Source organism: Renibacterium salmoninarum ATCC 33209 (assembly GCF_000018885.1).
Lineage (GTDB): Bacteria > Actinomycetota > Actinomycetes > Actinomycetales > Micrococcaceae > Renibacterium > Renibacterium salmoninarum.
In genome coordinates, this window is sequence record NC_010168.1 from 1,069,910 (window position 1) to 1,091,886 (window position 21,977).

23 protein-coding genes and 3 pseudogenes are annotated in these 21,977 nt (G+C 55.9%); 9 read left to right on the top strand and 17 right to left on the bottom strand.

Annotation, left to right across the window (positions count from 1 at the left end; genetic code table 11):
* The first annotated feature begins 4 nt into the window (after nt 1-4).
* Nucleotides 5-532, top strand: a complete 528-nt coding sequence (locus tag RSAL33209_RS05445; RefSeq protein WP_145962160.1) for a DUF6114 domain-containing protein — start codon at nt 5-7, stop codon at nt 530-532.
* A 35-nt stretch (nt 533-567) separates the two neighbouring features.
* Here the strand turns inward: RSAL33209_RS05445 and RSAL33209_RS05450 are convergent, their stop codons facing one another.
* Complete coding sequence (locus RSAL33209_RS05450; protein WP_012244677.1) at nt 568-966, bottom strand: hypothetical protein; 399 nt, start codon at nt 964-966, stop codon at nt 568-570.
* Between the two features lie 22 nt (nt 967-988).
* Here RSAL33209_RS05450 and RSAL33209_RS05455 point away from each other — a divergent pair, with 22 nt between their 5' ends.
* The gene (locus RSAL33209_RS05455) at nt 989-1,426 is read left to right on the top strand and encodes a hypothetical protein (RefSeq protein WP_041684502.1); all 438 of its coding nucleotides are present in this window, start codon (nt 989-991) and stop codon (nt 1,424-1,426) included.
* Here RSAL33209_RS05455 and lepB read toward each other — a convergent pair.
* On the bottom strand, nt 1,413-2,066 hold the full coding sequence (lepB, locus tag RSAL33209_RS05460; RefSeq protein ID WP_012244678.1) for a signal peptidase I: 654 nt from the start codon (nt 2,064-2,066) through the stop codon (nt 1,413-1,415). The genes RSAL33209_RS05455 and lepB overlap by 14 nt on opposite strands.
* A 4-nt stretch (nt 2,067-2,070) precedes the next feature.
* The gene (locus tag RSAL33209_RS05465; RefSeq protein ID WP_041684504.1) at nt 2,071-2,529 is read right to left on the bottom strand and encodes an Lrp/AsnC family transcriptional regulator; all 459 of its coding nucleotides are present in this window, start codon (nt 2,527-2,529) and stop codon (nt 2,071-2,073) included.
* Between the two features lie 93 nt (nt 2,530-2,622).
* Here RSAL33209_RS05465 and RSAL33209_RS05470 point away from each other — a divergent pair, with 93 nt between their 5' ends.
* Nucleotides 2,623-3,060, top strand: coding sequence for a rhodanese-like domain-containing protein (locus RSAL33209_RS05470; RefSeq protein WP_041684506.1), 438 nt, complete (start codon nt 2,623-2,625; stop codon nt 3,058-3,060).
* A 21-nt stretch (nt 3,061-3,081) separates the two neighbouring features.
* Here the strand turns inward: RSAL33209_RS05470 and RSAL33209_RS05475 are convergent, their stop codons facing one another.
* Nucleotides 3,082-3,348, bottom strand: a complete 267-nt coding sequence (locus RSAL33209_RS05475; protein ID WP_012244681.1) for a DUF7218 family protein — start codon at nt 3,346-3,348, stop codon at nt 3,082-3,084.
* Nucleotides 3,349-3,351: 3 nt separating this feature from the next.
* A pseudogene (locus RSAL33209_RS05480) lies at nt 3,352-4,791 on the bottom strand (cryptochrome/photolyase family protein).
* A 137-nt stretch (nt 4,792-4,928) separates the two neighbouring features.
* Here RSAL33209_RS05480 and RSAL33209_RS05485 point away from each other — a divergent pair.
* Complete coding sequence (locus RSAL33209_RS05485; RefSeq protein ID WP_012244685.1) at nt 4,929-6,152, top strand: SGNH/GDSL hydrolase family protein; 1,224 nt, start codon at nt 4,929-4,931, stop codon at nt 6,150-6,152.
* Between the two features lie 3 nt (nt 6,153-6,155).
* On the opposite strand, the gene RSAL33209_RS05490 is transcribed toward RSAL33209_RS05485, so the two are convergent.
* The 4 genes from RSAL33209_RS05490 to RSAL33209_RS05505 all read right to left on the bottom strand — a co-directional run bounded on the left by RSAL33209_RS05490 (nt 6,156) and on the right by RSAL33209_RS05505 (nt 10,588).
* On the bottom strand, nt 6,156-6,932 hold the full coding sequence (locus tag RSAL33209_RS05490; protein ID WP_041685250.1) for a YidC/Oxa1 family membrane protein insertase: 777 nt from the start codon (nt 6,930-6,932) through the stop codon (nt 6,156-6,158).
* A gap of 129 nt (nt 6,933-7,061) precedes the next feature.
* Nucleotides 7,062-7,388, bottom strand: a complete 327-nt coding sequence (locus RSAL33209_RS05495) for a hypothetical protein (RefSeq protein WP_012244687.1) — start codon at nt 7,386-7,388, stop codon at nt 7,062-7,064.
* A gap of 157 nt (nt 7,389-7,545) precedes the next feature.
* Nucleotides 7,546-8,364, bottom strand: coding sequence for a PspA/IM30 family protein (locus RSAL33209_RS05500; protein ID WP_012244688.1), 819 nt, complete (start codon nt 8,362-8,364; stop codon nt 7,546-7,548).
* A gap of 148 nt (nt 8,365-8,512) precedes the next feature.
* On the bottom strand, nt 8,513-10,588 hold the full coding sequence (locus RSAL33209_RS05505) for a TPM domain-containing protein (protein ID WP_012244689.1): 2,076 nt from the start codon (nt 10,586-10,588) through the stop codon (nt 8,513-8,515).
* A 321-nt stretch (nt 10,589-10,909) separates the two neighbouring features.
* Here RSAL33209_RS05505 and RSAL33209_RS05510 point away from each other — a divergent pair, with 321 nt between their 5' ends.
* Nucleotides 10,910-12,688 (top strand): trypsin-like peptidase domain-containing protein, encoded by a 1,779-nt coding sequence (locus RSAL33209_RS05510; protein ID WP_049758845.1) that lies wholly within the window; start codon nt 10,910-10,912, stop codon nt 12,686-12,688.
* Between the two features lie 310 nt (nt 12,689-12,998).
* Here the strand turns inward: RSAL33209_RS05510 and RSAL33209_RS05515 are convergent, their stop codons facing one another.
* From RSAL33209_RS05515 to RSAL33209_RS19165, 4 genes and pseudogenes are all read right to left on the bottom strand, one after another.
* Nucleotides 12,999-14,144, bottom strand: coding sequence for an FtsX-like permease family protein (locus RSAL33209_RS05515; RefSeq protein ID WP_233494280.1), 1,146 nt, complete (start codon nt 14,142-14,144; stop codon nt 12,999-13,001).
* Nucleotides 14,141-14,986 (bottom strand): annotated as a pseudogene (locus tag RSAL33209_RS05520) (ABC transporter ATP-binding protein). The gene RSAL33209_RS05515 and the pseudogene RSAL33209_RS05520 overlap by 4 nt, the downstream one beginning before the upstream one ends.
* Nucleotides 14,869-16,134, bottom strand: a pseudogene (locus RSAL33209_RS16940) (IS3 family transposase). The pseudogenes RSAL33209_RS05520 and RSAL33209_RS16940 overlap by 118 nt, the downstream one beginning before the upstream one ends.
* A 12-nt stretch (nt 16,135-16,146) precedes the next feature.
* The gene (locus tag RSAL33209_RS19165) at nt 16,147-16,269 is read right to left on the bottom strand and encodes a hypothetical protein (protein ID WP_267895929.1); all 123 of its coding nucleotides are present in this window, start codon (nt 16,267-16,269) and stop codon (nt 16,147-16,149) included.
* Nucleotides 16,270-16,439: 170 nt separating this feature from the next.
* Here RSAL33209_RS19165 and RSAL33209_RS05535 point away from each other — a divergent pair, with 170 nt between their 5' ends.
* The 4 genes from RSAL33209_RS05535 (at nt 16,440) to RSAL33209_RS05545 (ending at nt 19,618) form a co-directional block, all read left to right on the top strand.
* On the top strand, nt 16,440-17,273 hold the full coding sequence (locus RSAL33209_RS05535; RefSeq protein ID WP_012244696.1) for an electron transfer flavoprotein subunit beta/FixA family protein: 834 nt from the start codon (nt 16,440-16,442) through the stop codon (nt 17,271-17,273).
* 21 nt (nt 17,274-17,294) lie between these two features.
* Entirely contained in the window at nt 17,295-18,248 is a 954-nt protein-coding gene (locus tag RSAL33209_RS05540; RefSeq protein WP_012244697.1) for an electron transfer flavoprotein subunit alpha/FixB family protein, read from the top strand.
* A 119-nt stretch (nt 18,249-18,367) separates the two neighbouring features.
* On the top strand, nt 18,368-18,637 hold the full coding sequence (locus tag RSAL33209_RS16040; RefSeq protein WP_012244698.1) for an NAD(P)-binding protein: 270 nt from the start codon (nt 18,368-18,370) through the stop codon (nt 18,635-18,637).
* A 21-nt stretch (nt 18,638-18,658) separates the two neighbouring features.
* A complete protein-coding gene (locus tag RSAL33209_RS05545; RefSeq protein ID WP_080503769.1) occupies nt 18,659-19,618 on the top strand; it encodes an NAD(P)-binding domain-containing protein in 960 nt (319 codons plus the stop codon).
* A 52-nt stretch (nt 19,619-19,670) separates the two neighbouring features.
* Here the strand turns inward: RSAL33209_RS05545 and RSAL33209_RS18590 are convergent, their stop codons facing one another.
* The 4 genes from RSAL33209_RS18590 to sigK all read right to left on the bottom strand — a co-directional run bounded on the left by RSAL33209_RS18590 (nt 19,671) and on the right by sigK (nt 21,961).
* Nucleotides 19,671-20,045: a TipAS antibiotic-recognition domain-containing protein gene (locus RSAL33209_RS18590; protein ID WP_233494281.1), complete on the bottom strand. Its 375-nt coding sequence runs from the start codon at nt 20,043-20,045 to the stop codon at nt 19,671-19,673.
* Nucleotides 19,987-20,448: a MerR family transcriptional regulator gene (locus RSAL33209_RS18595; RefSeq protein ID WP_012244701.1), complete on the bottom strand. Its 462-nt coding sequence runs from the start codon at nt 20,446-20,448 to the stop codon at nt 19,987-19,989. The genes RSAL33209_RS18590 and RSAL33209_RS18595 overlap by 59 nt, the downstream gene beginning before the upstream one ends.
* A gap of 111 nt (nt 20,449-20,559) precedes the next feature.
* Complete coding sequence (locus tag RSAL33209_RS05555) at nt 20,560-21,357, bottom strand: anti-sigma factor (protein WP_012244702.1); 798 nt, start codon at nt 21,355-21,357, stop codon at nt 20,560-20,562.
* A gap of 1 nt (nt 21,358) precedes the next feature.
* Nucleotides 21,359-21,961, bottom strand: coding sequence for an ECF RNA polymerase sigma factor SigK (gene sigK / locus RSAL33209_RS05560; RefSeq protein WP_041684508.1), 603 nt, complete (start codon nt 21,959-21,961; stop codon nt 21,359-21,361).
* Nucleotides 21,962-21,977 lie beyond the last annotated feature (16 nt).

The following is a 21,977-nucleotide window of genomic DNA, read 5'->3' on the forward strand; positions in this document are numbered from 1 at the left end:
TTCGATGAGTTCCAAAGTGAGAGATGCTAGAAGCCAAGTCAGCGAATGGTTTGATCGAGTACTGCCCTTCCCCGGCCTCCGGCACGGATTCCGAAAATGGCGCCGCTCACGTCCGTTCTGGGGTGGGATCTTTCTGCTCATAAGCGGTGCAATTATTATTGCTATTCCGCTAGCGCCATTGCCGATCATGCTGGCCGTTGGCATCGCCTCGATTTCCGGCGTTTCGCTCGGATTCATTATCGGCATCGCAGGGTTGTTCATGTGGTTCGCGCCGCAGCAACGGATGTTTATTGCGATCGTCGCAGCGGTTTGCGCCATTATTTCCTTTGTTACCTCGAACTTGGGTGGCTTTGGCTTCGGGATGATATTCGGTCTGATCGGTGCCAGCATGTGCTTTGGCTGGCAGCCCGGAGCCAATACTCCTGAGGGGCGGCGACAGTCTGCTCGACGTCGGGCAAGTACTGCTTTCCGGCGGTCGGCAAAACCGATACCGGCTGCTGAAATAGCTGATCGAGTGGACATCGAAGATTAATCGGCAGGCACCGGAACGACGCAACCGATCAGTATTCAGGAGCTCAAAGAATTTACTACCCGAGCAAGCATGAAGTCCGTGGTGCTGCCAATGGTGATTGCCACGGCGATGATGTGGGCCGTCGCTGTTCCAGCCGGGGTTGCCTCCGCAGGTGCGCCGGCGGTAACCCAGCAAGCAGACGACGGGTGCTGGCTTTGGATATTCTGCCCGGTCAAGCCATCTCCCACCCCTACTCCTCCACTTACTCCGCGCCCCACGCTGACAAGCCCAGCCAGACCTACGTCATCGCCAACCCCCTCAACAAAGCCCACCCCGAGCCAAAATCCGACCCCACTGCCGAGCGTGCCGGGCCAAAATCCTAGCCCGGCAACGCCGGCGCAGCCGCCGTCGACTTCAGCCGATAAGCCAGTAGCCAGCTCGAAATATGATGACAATGATCGCGTACCGGCACCGCAAATGGCTGACCCAGGCGCGCTGGCAGAAGTTGTTAATCCAACTCAGGTGAAAGTCACCATTGACAAGTTCGACGCTAATAATTTCATCATCAAGGGGTCTAAGACGATCAGCACGACTAGTGGCCCGCTTCGGGTACTAGTGCTTGGTGGATCCTGGGTGCACGGTGATCCCTACACCATTGATACGGCGGATGCCGGCCCACATCTATCGTTTAGCAGCGACATCACTGGCGAGAACATGGAAGTGTACGTAACCAAACTTGTGGCGACGATCAGTTTGCTGGGCATACCGGTCACGATCACCTTGAACCCGGACACGATTCCCAGCTGGTTACCGATCTGGTTTCCGGTATTTTCCGCAACTAAGGTCCAGATGGATCAAGCGCTCATGAAACTGGACATCAAATCTCTGAAAGATACGAAGATTATTGCTTCCTAGCTAGCTTTCCTAAAAGCCATTGGCCAATGAGTAAGAACCCGGCCAGGACGCTCAGCAGCAACCCAGCAGCTACACCACCAAACAATACTTTGATGAATCCGTTCGTTGGAAAGATCGAAGCATGTGCTGCCGGGTAGATCGTGGCGGAGTATTTTGCTTGAATGCTGGCGATGGGGATTGTCCCGCTGGATTGGTCTAGATGTGCTCGTGAATCCAGCGAAGAGTTTCGATTATCGCCTAGCAGAAACACCCGGCCTGCTGGCACGACGATGTCGAAGCTGACGGTAGAGCCCGAACCGCCTTGCGGAAGATAAGTTTCCAGCACCGGTTCACCATTAACGAGCAGCGGACCACCGGCGTTGCAAGAGACTTTGTCACCGCCAATGCCTAAAACTCGTTTAATTTCAGTGCCCCCGGCACCCCATAAGCTTGCATTGAACACGAAAATATCGCCGCGTTGCGCATCGGTATCCCATCGGTCAGCGAGCACTCGGTCACCAATCTGCAACGTGGAGGCCATCGATGAACTAGGAATCGCGAAGGGTTGATAGCGGAGCAGGACTAGCGCTACCGAAGCCAAAAACAACACGATGCCTGCGGTAAGAATTACCGAGAACCATCGGCGTCCGGTTTGTTGCATGTGCTTACTTTACGTGGGGTAGCAGTTCGCGACCGGTCAATACCGAGGAATAGACCACCGATGTTGTCACTGAGCCAAGCTGCCCGATCCGGCCACTTATACGTTCAAGATGCTGCATCGACGATGCCGCTACTTTCATAATGAAACAGTCGTCACCGGTGACATGGTGCGCCTCAAGCACCTCCGGTGTTTTAGCAAGCAGATCATGCAATGGTTCATATTTGCTGCTGGGATAGCGCAACCACAAGTACGCCAATAACGGGTAACCGAGCTGTTCTGGGTTGACCACAGCGGCGTAGCCAGCGATGGCACCGCACTCTTCGAGTCTGCGTAAGCGCTCGGTGGCAGCGCTGCTAGACATGTTGATCTTGCGGGCAAGCTCGGCGACCGATTGGCGGCCATCACGTTGCAGTTCGGCGAGAATTTTGGTGTCAATTGCATCGAATGTGATTTCTCCGGTAATCTTCGGATTATACCGTGAAAAGTCTTGCTATTCCAGTAGAACGCCGGAATATCTATCTTCAAATACACCTGAAACTTGAATAATCTCAGCTTCATGATAAATAACCAGCACGCAATCGAGCACTTTAGCCACAAACTTCGCTTTGAGACGGACCCCTCTGATGTCTATGCGGCCTGGCAAAGTGGCAGCGGTCTTGTCTTGGTGGACAGCCGGGGCGAAGATTCATGGCGGCAAGGCCGAGCGGCTAACGCCGTACACCTGCCGACGGCGATGATCGCGGAAAAGGCTTCGGAACTTATTCCGCGCGATAGCTTGGTAGTGGTTTACTGCTGGGGCCCGGGCTGCAACGGGGCAGCTAAAGCTGCACTGGAATTCGCTCGGCTAGGCTACCAAGTCAAGGAAATGATCGGCGGCTTTGAATATTGGGCGCGGGAAGGCTTCCCAGTGCTCAACGACGACGGACCCGTTTTGCGGCAGACCGATCCGCTCACCGCGCCGCTAGCCACTACTGGCATCAGCTGCGACTGCTGAAATTGCGCTAAGGCTGCAAGCCTAGGAATTGCGAAGGGCTGCGATTAGCCCGGACTTCCGCATGGATGAATAACCTTTGAGGCCAAGCTCTTTGGCACGAGCTTTGAGATGAGGCACGGTCCAGTCTTGGTAATCGCCAGACTTGCCGCCCTTCTGCGCAATAGCACTTCGCCCTTTTGCCGCAGCTGCGTTTGAAATTCGTGCTGCTTTTTGTTTGGACGCGCCATCATCGCGGAGTTTTTCGTAGAGTTCTTCATCTTTAAGTGATGGATTCTTTCGAGGGGACATGAGCTAGCTCCTTCCAGCTACTTTTGCGCGCAGTTCTGCGTAAGCCTCAAGCGCCCGTTCTCGGGATACGCCGAGGTCTACCAACGGATCAGGATATTCCAGCGGTTTGTCATCAAGGGTGGGCTTGATTTTCCAGGGTTCATGGATTTCTTTGCTGCCCAAAGCAGCCAACTCGGGCACAAATTTTCGTAAATAGTCGCCGTCAGAATCGAATTTCTTTGATTGCGTCACGGGATTGAAGACCCGAAAGTAGGGCGCCGCGTCTGCGCCGGAGCCAGCCACCCACTGCCAGTTTGCCGGGTTACTGGCCAGATCGGCGTCGACCAAAGTATCCCAGAACCACTTTTCGCCCTCACGCCAATCGATCAAAAGATTTTTGACGAGGAAGCTGGCCACCACCATCCGCACTCGATTGTGCATCCAACCTGTTTGCCAGAGTTGACGCATGCCAGCATCGATTATTTGGTAACCGGTGTGGCCATGCTACCATACCGATAGCTCTGAGTCAGAAGCTGGCTGCCAGCGAAAGGCGTCAAAGTCGCGTCGGTAGTTAGTGTCAGCCAAATCAGGGTGGTGATAAAGCAGATGCCAGCAAAACTCACGCCAACCGACTTCGCTACGGAAGACTCGTTCGTCTTCTGCGGCAATACCAGGGGATTGACGTAACGCTGCCCAAACTTGGAATGGGCTGAGCTCGCCAAACCGCAAGTGCGGGCTTAATTTGCTGGTGGCCGCCATTGCGGGGTTATCGCGCGCCACGGCATAGCTTTCGGCCCGACGGTCTAAAAGTCGCTGAGCCTAAATTTCCGCGCCAGATTCGCCGGGCGTCCATTCCGCAGCCAAACCGTGCGACCAATCCGGTTTACTCGGCAAGAGCCCCCAATCATCTAAGACATCGCTCGGCGCCGTTAAACCTGCGAATGATTCAATGCGAGTCAACGGCTGACGAGGTTCAGCTGACTCTTGGCAAGCTCGCCAAAACGGGGTGAAAACCTTGTAATGAGCAGAACTTTCAGCTGGCCCAGCACCCTTGGGCTGAATCGTCCAGGGCTCAAAAAGCAGATTGGCTTGAAAGCTCTGCACGGTGAAATCGGCTTTTGTGAGCGCGCTCTTGAGTTCCGAATCAATCGCACGCTCGGCACCGCCATAACGTCGATTCCAAAACACCGCCTCAGCACCGGTTTTTTGGGCAACTTCCGGCACAATCTCAGCAGCATTCCCGCGCCGCAGAATGAGCGAGCCGCCCAACTCAGCAATTTCAGCAGCCAAGTTCTGGAGCGAATGATGCAGCCACCACCGGGTGGCACCGCCGAGTGGCCGGATGCCTTCGGAGACTTCATCGAGAACGTAGAGAACAGCGGTTGGTCCAGTTGCACAGGCTTTGGCCAACGCCGGGTTGTCCGTTAAACGAAGGTTATCTCGAAGCCAAACCATGCTTTTCATACCTTCGAACCTACCGGCTCTAGCGATGTCTTGCAGATGTTTACTCATAGGTAACTTCTCGGTAGGCTCCGGTTAGCCAGAGAACGCTCGGATAGTAACTGTCAGTTCAAGGACGAACAGACCTTTCGCAATGACGCGTGGGGTCGGAACAGGTATCGCGTGAAAAACAACTTCTCTTTCCGCACTGCAGCAGCAATCATTGCAACTTCGCTACTCGCGGCGAGCGCTATTTCGCTGGCCGCACCGGCTCAAGCTGCGCCGCCGTCGGGCGCTGCCTGGGCGGTAAGCCTCGGCGATTCATATATCTCGGGGAGGGCGGTCGCTCGGCCGGAAACTCTTCAGATGCTGCTCAGGTCGATGCGCTTGGCAGCGGCGCATATCTTGATGGCGGGAATGCTGAAACCATTGAGCGATGCCACCGCTCCACTTCAGCCGAAATCAAAGTGGGTGGCGGTAGCTCGCTCAACCTGGCCTGCTCAGGTTCGAAGACTTCAACCTTTACGAATTCGAAAGGCTACTTCAAGCCTGGATTAGATTTCTTCGATGACGGAAAAGGGAACATCGGCCAAGCGTTGGCACTACAGCAGTTCGCGGCAAAAAATAAGGTCAGTACCGTCGCCGTCTCCGCGGGCGGTAATGATTTGAACTTCGCCAGCGTAGTAGCTACTTGCGTCACAAAGTTTTTGACCACCTCCTCGTCTTCGCCAGGATTATGCAAGGATGATGACTCGGTGAAGGCCAACTGCACGCAGTCGAACGTGACGGCTGTGGCCAGTAAAATTTCGGCGTCGTTGAAAAACATTCGTCAAGCAATGACCAATGCGGGCTACGCGGATTCCGACTACCGGATCATCATGCAGAACTATCCGCAACCGTTGCCTACCAGTGACAAGATGCCTTACCCACAATCCGGATTCTCGCGGCAAAGCACCTACGGCTGCGGGTTCTGGAATGCAGATTTGGATTGGGCGGCAAAGACAGCTCTCCCGACCATCAACTCCACTGTCAAAGCCGGGCTGTCCGGTGCTGGCTTGAGCAATGGCAGCCTTTTGGACATCTCGAAATTGTTCTCCGGGCACGAGCTATGTGCCAGCGGAACCAAAAAACTCAATGACACCTCGCTGACTAACTGGAAGAGTCAAGGTGCCTCTGATGTGAGCGAATGGGTCAACGAGATCCGTACCGTGAGTACCGCATTTAGCGACTACTACATTCAAGAATCGCTACACCCGAACTACTGGGGCCAACTGGCATTAAGAGGTTGCCTGCGCCAGGCGATCCAATCCGGTTCCGGCGGTGCTTGCCGCAGCTCCGGAACCGGATTGACTTCATTGGGGGAGCCGAAGGTCAAGCTGGGCTGAGCTTCAAGCTGGACTCAATTGAGGTGCCGGGCTGCCGCCTAAAGCGCGACGCATGATCGCTCGCTCGACGGCGGTCCACACGGTAGTTGTCATCAAGTACAGTGCGGCGGCCAGCGGAAAAAACAAAGCGGTAACCGCAGTGATGTAGGAAAGCCAGGGCAAGATCCGAGCCAGCGTACCGGTACCCGCCGGTTGCGTTGCGCTTGGATCTTGCCCTGCTGCATTGAGCCGGAGCGCCCGACTTCGGTTGTACTCGGCCACCGCGAGAATCACCGCTACCACGCCTGCATAAACCCAGCCGGCAGGTAGCATCGATCCGGTCGAAACGAGATGCACGACTGATTGACCCAGGGGAGCGCCACCAAAAACCTGATCGAGCAAGGTATTGGCATGACCGCCAATTTGCGCCAGGATAAACAAGCCATAGACCACCATGAGCACGGGTGCCTGTAAAAGCGCCGGACCAATTCCGGCGAACATTGAGACGCCTTCTGACTTGTAGAGCGCCATAGTCTTCTCGCTGAGCAGCTGCGGATTCTTTGCGTGCTTCCGTTGAATTTCTTTGAGCTGGGGCGCAATTCTGGCCCGGCCAATTTCGCCGCTTACCTGGGAAAGCCCCGCCGGAATAAGCACCGTGCGAACCAGAATTGTCAGAGCAATAATAGCCAGTCCCGCGCTCGCGGCCCCGGCAAAAGGTTCAAGAACTGAGGCGAGCCAGTGCAGAAATTGGTAACCGATTTCTAGAGCCCAAGCCAATGGTGGAAAAGCGTAAATATTCATGATGTCCTCGCTGAAGAATGGTTGCCTGGCCGCTAGCCAAAGCAATGTCAGTGCTGGAAAAAGCGCGGCAGCCAAAAAGATGCCGCGCAGCGTAGCGAGGAGGGTGAAAGTTGTTGAAGGGACGTCCTGCTACGCGGAGCAGGACGTATTCGGTGCGGGAGGTTGGGGGCGTCCTGACAGCTGCGGATCATCCGCGACGCGGAACTTTTCTGGACCGGGGTAGTCACGGTCCACTAATCGAACGGCAGCGGGGCGCGCCGTAGATCGCGTAACGAGCATTGCTAGCCCGGCGGCAAGCGTGGCAACTGCTGCCGCAGTCAAAGCCACGGTGAGTACGTCCTGCTGCCCAAGCAACGGAATAACGATTGCAGCCAAGACACCCAAAAGTGCGAAAAAGCCGAAGAAATGGCGCACAACAGCGAGCTGGTGCTCTTGCTGCTGATTCTTATGGCGCATAATTCAACGGTAGCAGCTGCTGATCACCGAATGTCCGGAAATTTGCCGAATCTGCTGTGCTGGCAGCGAACAGCTGATGAAACAGGAGGGCTCGAACCTGTTCTCAGGTTCGAGCCCTCCTGTTTGCTTATTCAGCTAAAGACGGGTTTCACAAAGCTTAGAGCGTTTTGAAGTCGTCTTCGTTGACTACCGGAGTAGCTGCTGGCGCGGCCTGTACCGGGTTCGCAGCCGGAGCGGCCGGCGTCGCGCTAATAGCAGCTGGCGTAGCGCTAGCTTTCAGCGCGGCCAGGCGTGCTTCAACTTCGGTCTGCTCGCCCAAATCTTCTAGGCTATTGAACTGCGCATCCAAGCTAGAAGACGCCAGTTCTTGCTGACCACGGACTTTGGCTTCTTCGCGGCGAATCTTATCTTCGAAGCGGCCAACCTCGCTGGTTGGGTCCAAAATGTTGATGCTGCCGAGCGCATCGTTAACCTGCGTCTGAGCTTGAGCTGTCTTAGCGCGAGCTACCAGTTCGTTGCGCTTAGAAGCCAGCTCGTTGAGCTTGCCCTTCATCTGGTTCAGCCCGGTCTTGAGCTGCTCAACAACAGCCTCTTGGGACTGGATATTAGGCTCTGCCGTTTTGGCTTCATTCTCCGAGGAGATCTGGCGCTGCAGCGCGACCTTGGCAAGGTCGTCGAACTTTTGTGCATCAGTGGCATTGCCAGCAGTGCGGAATTCGTCCGCCTTACGGCTTGCCGCCAGAGCTTTATTGCCCCAGTCCTGCGCGTTTTTGATGTCTTCGTTGTAGTCGTCCTGCAGCATCCGCAGGTTACCGATGGTCTGTGCTACTGCTGACTCCGCCTCAGCGATGTTATTGGTGTAGTCGCGCACCATTTGATCGAGCATTTTCTGCGGGTCTTCGGCCTGATCAAGCAGCGCGTTGATATTAGCCTTAGCCAACTGTCCAATGCGGCCAAAGATTGACTGCTTTGCCATCGTGTTACCTTTCGTTCTGCGATTGTTGAACTTCGATTGTGGGAGATTTCGCCGAGCTGAGTACTGCTGTTCTGTAGGTAGACTGCCAAAAATAAACGGTCTTGGCTACTGATACTGCTTCACGTGCCGGGTTCGTTACTCACGGGGCTTAGAAGCTGGAGTCGCCTCCAGAGTCGCCACCCCAACCGCCGCCGGAATCTCCGCCGCCAAAGCCGCCGCTAGAATCTCCGGAACTCCAGCTGCCAAAGCCGCCGCCACCAAAGTTATTGTTGTTGTGGCCGCCAGAAAGCATGCCGCCAAGAATGCCACCAAGAATCGCGCCGCCGAAGCCGCCACCAAAACCGCCGCCCTCGCCGCGGTTGCCATAACCGCCGCCATAGCCGGAATTGGCTAGACCAAAACCGTCGACATCTGATTGTGCGAGTTGAGTGGCCTGTTGCGCTAGCGTGATTGCCTGGTTGGCGTAGGTGAGCGCGCTGACCGGATCAGATCTCTGTATTGACAGCGCATAATCGAGGTTTCGTTGCGCTTCAGCGATACGGGTGCGTGCTTCAGCTCCGACGCCGCCGCGTCGAGCAGCAATGTAATCCTGTGCTGACGAGATCTGAGCCTGCGCGTTCATAATGGCCTGTTGCAGCGAAGCTTGAGCGCGTTGCGCTTGTTGTTGTTGATCTCTGATGCCGCTGAGCAACTGATCAAGATTCGTGTGTGCAGTTTCGACCTGTTGCAAAAGCGCAGTGGGATCGATTTTGCCGGAATTCAGCTGGGCCTGAGCCTGATTGATCACTGACTCGGCTGCCGAAACTTGGCCAGCGGCTTGCGTATTCTGGCTTGCCGCAACCATTGCCTTGGCTTTGGCCAGGTCAGTCTGAGCTTCTGCGATCGCTGCCGGCAAGTTAGTGGCTGCGCTTTGTAAATCGGCAGAAACCTTACCAATAGCGTCCTCAAGCAAGCTGGCTTGGTGCAAAGCTTCTTCGGCAGCGCGCACCGCCACGGCAGCTCCGGAGGCATCTTGCGCGCTGAGCCGTTGACTGGCCTGCTGCGAAGCAGTGTCAACGAAGGTGAGCCGTTCTTGAGCTTGGCCAATATTGTCTTTGATTGTCGCGGTCGCTGAATCTGCATAGCGGCCCTGAAGATCGCTCAGCGTAGCTTGTGCGGTCTGCAGTCCTGCTCGGACTTGTTGCGATTTAGCGGAAACATTTGCTAGCGCCTGCGGGGCATTCTTCTCTAACTCGCGCAGCGAATCGAAGCTCTTCTTCTGTTCCGCGAGTGCTTGGTTGGCTGCCTCCGACCGGCGAATAATTTCACCGTACCAAGAACGTTGCTGCTCAATGGTGTCTGGAATTTCGTCGTCGAGCTGCTGTTGCAACTTGAAGGACTCAGTAAGATGCCCTTTTGCCTCGAGCAAAGCAGTCTGGAACGGTTTGACTGCTTCATCGCCATAAGCGGCTTGGGCGAAGCTGATTTCTTGGTCACTCGATTTAACGGCGTCATCGGCAGCGATCAGCATTGAACCGGCTTTGGTGCGCAGCTCTTCGACGCTGGTGCCAGCCATCGGATCAAGCTGTTCACCGCTAGGGCTGTATCCGGAAGCGGTAGCAATTGCCGCTTTTTCTTTCCGACGACGTCGAACGACGACAAAGGCCACTACGGCGCCGGCCACTAGTACTAAGAAGATGACTGTTCCCACGATTCCCCCTGCTGGATTGGGTACGGTGCCTTTGCCGCCGCCGACCGCGTCGCCAATGGCGGCTGCGGTATCTATTGCCGCCTGTGCATAATCCTTTTTGCCGCCAGCAAGATTCGCGGTTACCGCGTTTTCATTGATACTGGCGCGCTGAGCGGTGGTGATTTTGCTCTTATCGCTTTTTTGCAGAGTGGCTTTGCCTTGTTCCGTGGCAATGGCCAGGATCAGGTCATTAGCACCCATCGACTTATTCTTGGCAACTTGCGCTGCCCACTGCGAAGGATCGCTGGGGTTTTCAAAGTTCTTGACAATCACCACGTAGAGGTTGTACTTCTTCTCATTCAGCAATTTCGTGATTGCTGCTTGAACCTCACCTTTTCGGCTGCCAAGTGCGTTTGAATCGTCGATGATGTTTTGGCCAGCAGGGATGCTCACGGGCGGTTCCGCTACCGCGATTGCTGCCTGCGCACCGGCGGCAGGCAGAGCCAGCGCAACGGCTAGCCCCGTCGCAACGAGAATTCTGCTGAGCATCCGCATGGCATTCCTTCAGTATGTGGACGTGGCTACTATCGAATTCCGACCTTGCCGCGCCGCTCTCAACGCTTATTTCAATACTATGGGTGTATGTTCCGGCCAGTCCATCGTCAGGGCCCTTACTGACTACGCCGCTGGCGAAAAAGACGACAGCGGTAGGCATTCTTAGCGAATACTGGCGAAAACACAGAGGAACCACAGAATAGTAAGCCCCGCATACTTTCACCTTTCTCACAGGTAGTGTCCAGCGAACTTTCGCAATCAACTTATATCGGCCCTCGATAGTTGAACCAAGATCACAACGAGCAGAGCAGGGGACAGAGAATGTCTGATCAGATCAACGGTCCGACGCCGAACGAGGAGAACAAACAGCCGAAGCACGGCTGGTGGGACTCAGTCGAAGGCGGTAATGAATCGAAGAGTGAAGCCGCTGACGGCGCAGCAGTGAGCCCGGAAAGTAGCGCCGCTCAGCACAGCGAGCCTTCCGAGGCTAGTCCGCTTGAGACAAATCAAACTGAGACTCATCAGACCGAGCGGCTTTCGCAGAGCTCATTCACTAGCCCGTCGCAGTCCTGGGCTGACTCCCAGCCAACTGAGCCGCAACCGACCGAGCCGATCAGCGCACAGCCAGCTGACCCCCAGCCGACGCAGCCGCAACCGATGCTGCCGACGCAGCCGGTACACCAGCCGCGGCACGGCCAATATGCGGGCGGTGCTTCATATGGCACTCAGCCCGGTCACGAGGTGCCAACGGCTAACCAAACACCGGGCGCAACGCCGCACTACGGGCAAGCTGGCGCGTGCAACGGTGCTTTTGGCACTCCCACACCGGCACCAGGCGCCTCGCCCGTCAAAACGGAAAAAAAGCGTTTCGGTGCCGGGGTTCTGATTAGTGGCATGGTGATTGCCGCTTTGATCGGCGGCGGGGCGGCCGCAGGAAGTTCTGCCCTTTTGAACGGCAACCGCTCCTCCTCGGTTTCACAACAACAAAACCAAAACGCTCCGGTTGTGGTGAACAACCCGGACAAGGTCAATGCCGTGACTGTCGCCGCACAAAAAGCATCCCCCTCCGTAGTGACTATTGCGGTGAGCAGCGGAAATTCGGCCGGCAGTGGCTCGGGCATTATTTTGGATACGGATGGCAACATCTTGACCAATACCCACGTGGTCACGCTGGATGGCAAGGTTGCTAACCCAACATTGCAGGTCAAACTCAATGACGGACGCCTGTTCAATGCCAAGGTCGTTGGCACCGATCCGCTCAATGACTTGGCGGTCGTCAAAATTGATGCACCAAATCTCACACCCGCTGAACTCGGCGATTCGTCGAAGACCAACGTGGGGGACACTGTCATCGCTATCGGCACACCATTGCAGCTTTCCTTGAGTAATACCGTGACCGACGGCATCATTTCTTCGAATAATCGCACTATTTCGGTAGCTTCTTCGGCTGCGCCGAAGAGCCAGGGTGACACTTCGAGCGATGGTAGCTCCAGCAAGGGCAACGGAGGGTTCAACTTTGCGCCACCGGACGGTTCAACTCCCAATAGCAGCGCTCAAGGTTCGATCAATCTCAACGTGATCCAAACTGACGCGGCAATCAATCCCGGCAACTCGGGTGGCGCGTTGGTCAACTCTAGCGGTCAAGTCATTGGTGTCAACGTAGCAATTGCCGGCGCCAGTTCGGGATCGAGCGAAGGATCAAGCGGAAACATTGGTGTTGGCTTCTCAATTCCGATCAATACTGCTAAGTGGGTCTCGCAACAGATCATCAAGAACGGCAGCGCCACGCACGGAATGCTTGGCGTCAGCGTTCAGCCAAAAGCACCTGGCGATGACAGCAGCAGTAACCAGCAATCCAGCAGCCAGTTCTCGGTTGGTGCCTTGGTCGCCTCGGTAACCGATGGCTCGGCAGCCTCGAAAGCCGGTCTCAAACAAGGTGATGTCATCACCAATTTCGGCAGCCGGGTGATTGACGACGCGTCCTCGCTCACCGCCGCAGTTATGGAGCAGCAAGCCGGGGCCACGGTCAAGGTGACCTTCACTCGTGGTGGCCAATCGCAATCGGTAGACGTCACGCTCGACGCGAAGAGCAACGGCTAAAAACTAACGAATCCGCTCCCGTGCTTCTGTAAGTGACCAGCTGGTCGAAGAAGCGCGGGAGCGGTTTCGGTTTAGATCAGAATCGCTCTGGTGCGCGTAAGACAGTCGAAACTACGGGTGAGGTAGATTTCAGGCTGAGCCACACCAGGGCGATTCCTGCTGCTAAACAGCTGAGCACAGTGGCTGGATTAGTCAACAGTGGAAGTGCAGTGAGTGGAAAAGCACCACTGCTGCAATAACGGCCGAGCCGAGTGAAACAACACAGAGCGGCACCATGACGGCACGAGCGCGCGCAGCTTCAAGGACCCGCCTAGGTGCCCCAAACCGGTCCAAGCTGACCAAAACGTCGGCGCGGTCCAAGATTTGCGATGCCTGGTTGACGCCTACCGAACAGGCCACCATCAGGAATGAAACGACCACGGTGATGATTACTCCAGTACGGATATCTGCAATCAATATAGAGGTCATCCCCACTGTTTGAACCAGAAGACTCGGCCGTGCTGATGACCGCTAATCCAACGCCGGTAAATACCGCCATGAAACTAGTCATCGCCACACCAGACACTTGCCGCCAGGCTGCCTTAGGCGAGTCCAAGATTTGCCGGGCGGACAAGAGCTTTGCTGGCCTCACGGCCCGGCGGAGCTGCCGTTTTGCGATGCCGCGAATCACTGCCGGGCCCATGAGGTTCAGTAAGCCCAGGACGCCGCCAAAGCCGACTACCAAGACGATTCCCATGGCAAGAATCGACGGGGCTAAAGCCAAGTTGGACATCGCCGCGTAGACCCCGGCAACGACCAGAACCCCCAATACAATGCGTAGTGCAGCGACCTTCGGCGGATTCGCACGGGTACGCACGCCCAACGGTGAAATGTTCACCCGGCGTAAGCCAATCGCCGAGCTGAGCACGGACAGGATCGCGATGAAGAGGACAACGGCAGCAATGATTAGCGGGTTGAGCAACAAGGCGTCGAAGCCCAGCGGATTGCCGCGGAACGGAATCAATGCCACGACTGGTAGCAGCACAAAGTAGCCAGCCACGCCGGCAAAAGCCCCGATAAGCGCCAGTGCACTGGATTCCAAAACCGTCATGGTGCCCACGAGTGCAGGCGTAGCACCGAGCAGCCGAAGCGTGGACAACTTGTCATCGCGACGCCGTGCGGAAAGTCGAGCGGCAGAACCACCTAAGGCAATTAACGGGACCGCCAGTAATGCGACGGCGATTCCGGCGAGTATTTGATAGAAACCGCCAGTTTCGTCATTCCAGCGGAAGAAGGACAACGCCCACGATAACACTGTCAGCAGCAATGCCGTAGTCAAGGTAAACGCGAAGACCGGTAAAATGAGTGTACTGCGCCCCGCGCCGCCACGGGCCGTGAGCCGACTCAGTCGAATGGCGGTGACGAAGCCCAGGGATTTACCAGCAGCGGGTGCCTGCAATGCCAAATCGAGGCTCATTGGACCGACCAACTTGTGCTAATCGCCGTCGAACTTGGGGCAGAAGCTGAGGCTGGAAACTGCTCCTGAGCGGTGTCGCGAACAACGCGGCCGTCGCGAACAACGCGGCCGTCGCGAAGCTCGATCAGCCGGCCGCATCGCGCGGCAACTGAGGGGTCAGTGACAACAACCAAGGTCTTTCCCATCCCCACAGTGCTGTCCAATAATGCGTCCATCACCTCGGCGGAGGTATTTGAGTCGAGAGCACCGGTGGGCTCATCGGCAAAGATCACATTGGCGCCGGTTACCTGTGCGCGGGCAATGGCAACACGTTGGGCCTGTCCGCCGGAAAGCTCGCCAATTCGGCGTTGCTCCATGCCACCCAAGCCAAGAGCCGTAAGCCAGCGCGCAGCGTAACCTTCGGCTAGTTCTCGATTGCTGCCGTTGAGCATCAGGGCTAGCGCAACATTTTCCAGCGCGGTCAGCTCAGGAAGTAACAATCCTTACTGGAAGACGAAACCAAAGGACTCGCGACGGAGCCTTGACCGCTCAGTCTCACGTAAGGAGCTGATGGTTTGTAAGCCGGCGGCAGTGGTTAACGTCACGGAACCCGCATCAGGGGTAATGATGCCGGCCAAACAATGCAACAGCGTAGTTTTTCCAGAACCGGAAGCGCCCATGATGGCTACGGATTCACCACTGAGCAAATCCACATTGAATCGCTCCGGTGTGTCCTGAGGGTTTCTCAGACGATGAGCCTGTCGGCGGCTGCCGTGCTCTGGTAGTGATTGTAGTAGTGGTTTTCTAGCTCTACTGGTGGGATGTCTCCGCAGTACTGGTAGAGCCTTCGGTGGTTGTACCAATCGACCCATTCAGCGGTGCCGATTTCGACTTCTTCTAGAGTCCGCCAGGGCTTGCCGGGTTTGATCAGCTCGGTCTTATAAAGCCCGTTGATGGTTTCCGCCAAGGCGTTGTCGTAACTATCACCCACAGAACCGATCGAGGGGCGGATACCGGTCTGGGCCAGGCGTTCGGTGAAGGCCAAGGAGGCGTATTGAGCCCCGGCATCGTGATGATGAATCACCCCGGAAATCTCAGCCCCGGCCCGTTCACGACTCCAGATTGCCTGATTAACTGCGTTGAGCACTAGCACGGTGTTCATAGAAGCACTCGCTGACCAGCCCAGGATCCTCCGAGAGTAAGCATCGATCACGAAGGCAACATAGACCCACCCGGACCAGGTCGAAACATAGGTGAAATCATCTACCCATAGCCGATCCGGTGCCGTTGGTGTGAAATCACGGCGGACCAAGTCCTTCGCTCGGGCTGCCTTCGAGTCTTTGATCGTGGTGCGTTTGACCTTGCCACGGACCGCACCCTGTATGCCAAGTAACCCCATGAGCCGTTCTACCGTGCACCTGGCCACCGGCACACCTTCACGGTTCATCGCCAACCAGACTTTCCTGGTGCCGTAAACCCCGTAATTAGCGGCATACACCTTCTGGATCACGGGCTTGAGCACCTCATCACGTTGTTCTCGGTGAGATCGTGTTTTATCCACCCATTCGTAGTACGTGGACGGGGTGGTCTTCACCCCGTCCCAGTAAGCACCTGGCAGATCGACTCGACACCCCACCGCAATCCATTATTCTCGCGGTGACCGGCATGGTCCTTGATGTATTTCACGATCAGTGTTGTGGCGGTCGAGTTCGACCGCGAAAAAAGCTGAAGCACTCCGAAGGATCGCGTTCGCCCGTTTCAGCTCAGCGTTCTCACGCCGTAACCGTTTCAGCTCGGCCGATTCCGTGCTCGTTGTTCCAGTTCTAGTACCAACATCGATCTCGGCTTGCCGGACCCATTTACGCACCGTTTCCGGCACACCCACACCCAAAAGCTGGGCAACTTTTTGCATCGCCGCCCACTCCGAAGATGCACCCTCCATCTCCGCCACCATGCGCACCGTACGATCCTTCAACTCCTGCGGATACCGTGTCGTAGTTTTCCCTGCCATGTCCTGATCCTCTCAAACAAGAAAGTCTCCGGACACACCGGGGCGATTCACCTCGATTCCGGCCAGCGCAATAGTGTTGTTCTGCGAACCATAGCTTTTCTGTAGGTTGCGAGTGCTGAGGATGATTGAATTCATAGCTCTAGCATCCGTTCCATTGTGGTGTCGCGGCATCGGGCTCTAGCAGGAGATTCGGCGCGCTGACCCATACCTCGGGATGACAGATTCGACACATGGAATGTCCGTGACGGCGGGAATCCACTAAGCTCCGAAGGAGAGGTTCGCCCACCAGGAGAGGTTTTCCGAGCATGGCCAAAGCAAGCCGAACAGACGGCAACTCATCAGCACCGCTGACGATTGCGGTGCTGGTCAAATACGTACCTGATGCCCAGTTTGACAGGCAGTTGGCTGGTCCGCAGCATACTGTTGATCGATCTGAGAGCATCTTGTCCGAGCTGGACGAGTATCCGATCGAAGCCGCCTTGAAGCTTTCTGAAGAGCGCGGCGGAGAATCGGCGGGGAACCGAGTCATTGCCATCACGGTGGGTCCGGAGTCGGCGCAAGCCGCCGTCAAAAAGGCGCTTAAAATTGGCGCCTACGAAGGCGTACATCTGAGTGATCCGGCCCTGGCAGGCTCCGATGTGACAGGAACGTCTGTTGCTCTGGCTGCGCTGATCGGTTCGCTGGGCAGCGTTGATTTGGTGCTGACCGGAATGGCTTCCACCGACGGCGAAACCTCAATGGTTCCAGCGCAGCTTGCGGCGAGGCTAGGCATTGCGCAGATTACCTTTGCTTCAACCCTTGAAGTCGACGGCGACACCGTGCAGGCTCGACACGACGGCGATGGATACTCCGAATTGCTCGAAGCTAGCTTGCCAGCTCTGGTCTCAGTAACAGACCAGGTCAATGACCCGCGGTATCCAAATTTCAAAGCCATGATGGCGGCCAAAAAGCGCAAAGTCACCGTGGTATCGCTGGCAGATTTAGGCATCGACCCAAATTCAGTGGGCAGCCAAGGGGCCTTGACCACTATCACCGAGGCTTCGACTCGGCCGCCACGCAGCGCGGGAAACATCATTACGGACAATGGAGATGCCGGCATCAAGCTGGTGGACTTCCTTGTTGAACAGAAACTGCTTTAAGAGAGCGCGGGGAAATCTACTATGAGTGACATTGTTGTCTTTATTGATCAGCCTGGCGATTCGCTTGGCAAAGCGCACCGAGAATTACTGACCTTTGCGCACCGTGCCGGAACTCCGGTAGCCGTCGTCGTCGGCGTAGTCCCAGCGGGAGTATTGGCCGAGCTGGGCAGCTATGGAGTCGTGCAGGTATTTTCCAGCGAACAAGCTGAGCTGACGAATTATTCAGTAGTACCCAAAGCCGAATTTCTGGCCACCATTGCGGTCAAAGTTGGCACCCGTGCGGTTCTCACCGGAAACTCTTCGGAGCAAAAGGACATTGCGGCTCGGGTAGCCGTTTCGCTAGCTGCAGGGGTGATTTCTGATGCCGTCGGACTAGATGAGCAGCTGGTGGCCGAAAAGTCAGTGTTGGCAGGTTCGTATTCGGTGCGAGCAAAAACTACCAGTCCGGTGTCAGTGATCGCGCTGAAATCGAATAGTACTGAGCCAGAAGTTTCACCAAACCCTCAGCAAGCCGTTCTAGAAAGCGTGACTGTCGATTTTTCTACGGCGGCATGGGGCAGCAAGGTTCTTGAGCGCACCGACAGGCCAGCTAACGGACGACCAGAACTAAGTGATGCTCGAATCGTGGTGGCAGGTGGTCGCGGGGTCGACGGCGATTTTGGTCCGGTTGAAGCTTTAGCGGACGCCCTTGGTGCGGCCGTTGGCGCTTCGCGCGCAGCAACTGATGCGGGTTGGATTGACCATGCGGCGCAAGTCGGGCAGACCGGCAAAACGGTATCGCCACAACTCTATATTTCAGTCGGAATCTCGGGCGCGATTCAGCAAAAAGCTGGTATGCAAACCGCCAAACTCATCGTGGCGGTTAACAAGGACGCGGATTCGCCAGTTTTCGAAATTGCAGACCTGGGCATTGTTGGCGATCTATTCAAAGTCTTGCCGCAAGCCGTTGAGGAAATCAACCGACGCAGACAGTAAGTCATAGGCTACATCTGGCCCGGATTGGCAAGCATCTGTGGCATTTTTCACATTATAATAATGGCTCTCATTTTGGTGTCTAAGGTTGTCCTTACTATTCACCATGTGAGGGAGGCGCCATGTCCGAAAACGGTCAGAAAATTGGCACGGTCATCATTGGGGCTGGCCAATCCGGCTTGGCTTTGGCTTGGGAACTGCAGCAACGAGGCGAACATCCAATAATTTTGGAACGTGCATCAGCAGTGCATGCCTGGCGAGACGATCGCTGGGACAACTTCACTTTGGTAACGCCCAACTGGATGTGTCAATTACCCGGATATTCCTATCTGGGGGATGACCCGCACGGCTTCATGGCTAAAGACGAGATCTTTGGTTGGTTGAAGGAGTAGGTTCGGGTCGTTGGCGCGGAAATTCGTGAAGGCGTGAACGTCGAATCGGTAACCGCTGAAGCTGGCGGATTCGTCCTCCAAACCAGCCAAGGGTGCTTGGAAGCGCGCAATGTGGTGTTGGCTACTGGCGGTGCATTCCAAGTGCCGTTCACACCGGAGCTGGCCGCAGATCTGCCCGAGTCATTGCATCAGATTCATTCGATGGCCTACCGCAATGCCGCGCAGTTGCCTGCCGGTGGCGTGTTGGTAGTTGGCTCTGGCCAATCAGGTACTCAAATTGCCGAGGATCTGATGTTGGAAGGACGCCAAGTTCATCTTGCGCTTGGCAAGGCGCCCAGATACTCACGGTTCTATCGTGGCAAAGACATGTTGGATTGGCTCGACGAACTTGGCCGAGACGGTCGGATATCCGGAATCTCGTTGGGGCGGGATAAGTTGACTTCGCCTTATGTCACCGGGCGCGATGGCGGCCGAGACATCGACCTTTACGACTTTGCCGATCGCGGTATGCAACTTTACGGTCGGATCGCCAAAATCTCAGCAGCGGCAGTCTATTTCGAGCCAACGGTCAATTTCTCACTGGAAAATGCGGACGCCTTTAACCGAGGTTTCAAAGGGATGGTGGATGCCTATGTTGCGGACCGAAATATTGATGCTCCGCGCGAAGCGCCCTCGGTAGCTCGAGCACCGCTTGCTGAACCTGAACTGCTGGACTTTGCTGCCGCTGGAGTTACCAGTGTTATTTGGGCTACCGGGTTGAAGCAAGACTGCAGCTGGGTTGATTCTGCCGCGCTGGACGAGGCCGGTCAGATTCGGCATCTGGACGGTGCCACCGAGATTCCGGGGCTTTATTATTTCCGCACGTCCGGTTTGCTCGGATCGGGGGCAAATTGGTTCGATCCAACGCCGATTGATGCCGGGCGGATCGCCGAGCAAATAGCAGCGAATTCGACGTTGACAGCCCGCCAGGACTGCGGGTAGGTGCGACTGAGCTGCGGCCGGGCGGATATTTCCCGGCCGCAGCTCAATGCCTTTAGAGCTTATTTACCGCGTAAACTTTGATGCCTTCAAGTAAAAACTCGGGGCTTACGCCAACTTTTTCATAAGTCGCTCGGAAGCGATCATCATCGACGTACATCTGGCCAAGGTTTTGATAGCTTGTCGCATCTGGCGTCCAGCTTAAGAGGATCCAACGGTAGTGCCGGTCCACCGCGGCCTGGACTTTTACGTCGTCGGCCGGCAGCTTTTCTTCTTGGCATTGGACGAGCGATTCGTTGATTGCGGTGAATTCATCTGCAGCCGCCATTCGGCCCTCTTTGCCCATCGCAGACCAGGTTGCTTTCGACTTCTCAACAGCTTCCTTGCCCCAACGCTGGATGGCTTCTTCCTGATACGGGTCCTTTTCCAAACCCTTCGAACATTTCTCGGGCTGACATATTTTCTCCTTTGCCCAAAGCCGCCAACGTCGTTTCAACTGTCTTGGCCAGACGCGTCAACCGGTCCCGTTCCGCAATGAGCCAACGGTAATGAGTGTCAAGCGCCTGACGTTCATCAGCCTGTCCGTCTAGTACCTCGGCAATTGCGTCCAGCCCCAAGCCCAACTCGCGCAATAGCAGGATGCGTTGCAATCGATGCAGCTCGCCTTGCGCATAATGGCGGTAGCCATTTGGCGCAGTCCAAGCGGGAGGCAACAGACCTAGCTGATCGTAATGTCGAAGCGTCCTGGAGGAGATTCCGGCGATCTTAGCAACCTCAGAAATTCCCCAAGAGTCTTGGCTCAGATCGTTTCCAAGCATCCTCGGCGTGGACATGTTGACCTCGACTCAACTGGCGGTGACCAGGACTTTCCCGGCCGAAAACCACGTTATTAGTTGACGTTACGTCAAGGTCAAGTAGCTGCCAAGAATAATCTGCCGCTACTTCTAGGCGTGCAGTTGGGCGATCATCACCGGCGTGGTGGTAGGCGTCTTGGAACCGCCAGACGGTTCGACGGTAATTGCCAGGGCTTGACCCTTATCAATGCCATCGACCAAAGCTGGTTTGCCCAAAGCTGTGCTGGATGACATCAAACCCAATGAAACCGGAGCAGCCGCATTTTGTGGGATAAGCCAGAGTTGATAGGTGGTGCCGCTAGCCGGAGCCGCAACATTTTCCATCCGAACTACTGCCGCATTTTTGCTACTGGAAATGCTGACCTTCGCTTGGCCGCCACCTTGCACGGAAACATCGAGCGTAGAGACGTCCGAGGCAGAGATCACCTGGTTGACCGGGTCCTGCGCCTGAATGATGCCATTTACCCCAAGGGTTCCAGCAACCGCGATAACGGCAGCGGCGGCCGTAGTAAGCACCCAAGTCCGCAGGGGACGGCGTTTTGCTCCTGCACCACGTTGCTCGCGTCGGGCAGCGAGTTCGTCAATAACAGGGCTAGCGACTGCTGGAGTTGGTACTGCCGCGGCGGCAATTTGAGCCTGAATTCGGTCGAATAACCCAGCCGGAGGCTCTTCCTCGATCGTGCCGTAGGCGCTAGCCAAAGTCTCGCGAGCCTGGCGAACACGGTTATTAAATTCCGCTTGGGCTGATGAATCTAGTTGTTCTAGGTTCGCCTCAATAGCAAAGCGCTCTTCCTCAGCTACCGCATTGATCGCATAGAGTTCTGTAAGTTCCAGGACTCGGCCGGCGGCCAAGTCAGAGTAGATATCCTCTGCAAAGTTTTCGCTCATTTCAGCTCACCTCCAAACATGATTTCAGTCTCAATAGTCCGTCTCTGATCCGTGATTTCACGGTGGGCACCGCAGCGCCCAATTTCTCCGCGACTTCGCGGTAAGTCAATCCGCCGTAATAGGCGAGTTTGACCGATTCTTGCTGGGTATCAGTCAAAGTAGCCAAGCACTTGACCACTGATTCTGCGTCAATTTTGTCACTAACGGCATCGGCAACTTCATCGTGTTCGATGCCTTGACTGGCTGCACCATAACGGGCTTCCCGGTCAGTGGAACTTTGCGTCGATCGCACTTTGTCTACCGCTCGACGATGCGCAATCGTCATGAGCCAAGCAAGCGGCGAACCTGCGCTGGAATCAAATTTCGCTGCGTTCTGCCAAATCTGCAGATAAACCTCTTGGGTAGCATCCTCGGCCAGCTCGGCATCAATCAACACCCGCCGTGCCATGCCATAGACCCGACGCGAGGTGAGTCGATACAGCTCAGCAAATGCTTCATGGTTGCCCTGGGCGGTGGCTCTGATTAACTCGACCAAAACATCAAGTCCTTGGCCCGGCTTGGGCAGGGCTGCGGGGGCAGCTTCGGTAGTCTTCGGTGTATCCATTTGGTACAAGCTTAGG

Excerpts from the sequence above, each read along its gene's own strand:
- RSAL33209_RS05445 (WP_145962160.1), top strand. The coding sequence starts at position 5 with ATGAGTTCCAAAGTGAGAGATGCTAGAAGCCAAGTCAGCGAATGGTTT.
- RSAL33209_RS05455 (WP_041684502.1), top strand. The coding sequence starts at position 989 with ATGGCTGACCCAGGCGCGCTGGCAGAAGTTGTTAATCCAACTCAGGTG.
- lepB (WP_012244678.1), bottom strand. The coding sequence starts at position 2,066 with ATGCAACAAACCGGACGCCGATGGTTCTCGGTAATTCTTACCGCAGGC.
- RSAL33209_RS05470 (WP_041684506.1), top strand. The coding sequence starts at position 2,623 with ATGATAAATAACCAGCACGCAATCGAGCACTTTAGCCACAAACTTCGC.
- RSAL33209_RS05475 (WP_012244681.1), bottom strand. The coding sequence starts at position 3,348 with ATGTCCCCTCGAAAGAATCCATCACTTAAAGATGAAGAACTCTACGAA.
- RSAL33209_RS05490 (WP_041685250.1), bottom strand. The coding sequence starts at position 6,932 with ATGAATATTTACGCTTTTCCACCATTGGCTTGGGCTCTAGAAATCGGT.
- RSAL33209_RS05495 (WP_012244687.1), bottom strand. The coding sequence starts at position 7,388 with ATGCGCCATAAGAATCAGCAGCAAGAGCACCAGCTCGCTGTTGTGCGC.
- RSAL33209_RS05500 (WP_012244688.1), bottom strand. The coding sequence starts at position 8,364 with ATGGCAAAGCAGTCAATCTTTGGCCGCATTGGACAGTTGGCTAAGGCT.
- RSAL33209_RS05505 (WP_012244689.1), bottom strand. The coding sequence starts at position 10,588 with ATGCGGATGCTCAGCAGAATTCTCGTTGCGACGGGGCTAGCCGTTGCG.
- RSAL33209_RS05510 (WP_049758845.1), top strand. The coding sequence starts at position 10,910 with ATGTCTGATCAGATCAACGGTCCGACGCCGAACGAGGAGAACAAACAG.
- RSAL33209_RS05515 (WP_233494280.1), bottom strand. The coding sequence starts at position 14,144 with ATGAGCCTCGATTTGGCATTGCAGGCACCCGCTGCTGGTAAATCCCTG.
- RSAL33209_RS19165 (WP_267895929.1), bottom strand. The coding sequence starts at position 16,269 with ATGAATTCAATCATCCTCAGCACTCGCAACCTACAGAAAAGCTATGGT.
- RSAL33209_RS05535 (WP_012244696.1), top strand. The coding sequence starts at position 16,440 with ATGGCCAAAGCAAGCCGAACAGACGGCAACTCATCAGCACCGCTGACG.
- RSAL33209_RS05540 (WP_012244697.1), top strand. The coding sequence starts at position 17,295 with ATGAGTGACATTGTTGTCTTTATTGATCAGCCTGGCGATTCGCTTGGC.
- RSAL33209_RS16040 (WP_012244698.1), top strand. The coding sequence starts at position 18,368 with ATGTCCGAAAACGGTCAGAAAATTGGCACGGTCATCATTGGGGCTGGC.
- RSAL33209_RS18595 (WP_012244701.1), bottom strand. The coding sequence starts at position 20,448 with ATGTCCACGCCGAGGATGCTTGGAAACGATCTGAGCCAAGACTCTTGG.
- RSAL33209_RS05555 (WP_012244702.1), bottom strand. The coding sequence starts at position 21,357 with ATGAGCGAAAACTTTGCAGAGGATATCTACTCTGACTTGGCCGCCGGC.
- sigK (WP_041684508.1), bottom strand. The coding sequence starts at position 21,961 with ATGGATACACCGAAGACTACCGAAGCTGCCCCCGCAGCCCTGCCCAAG.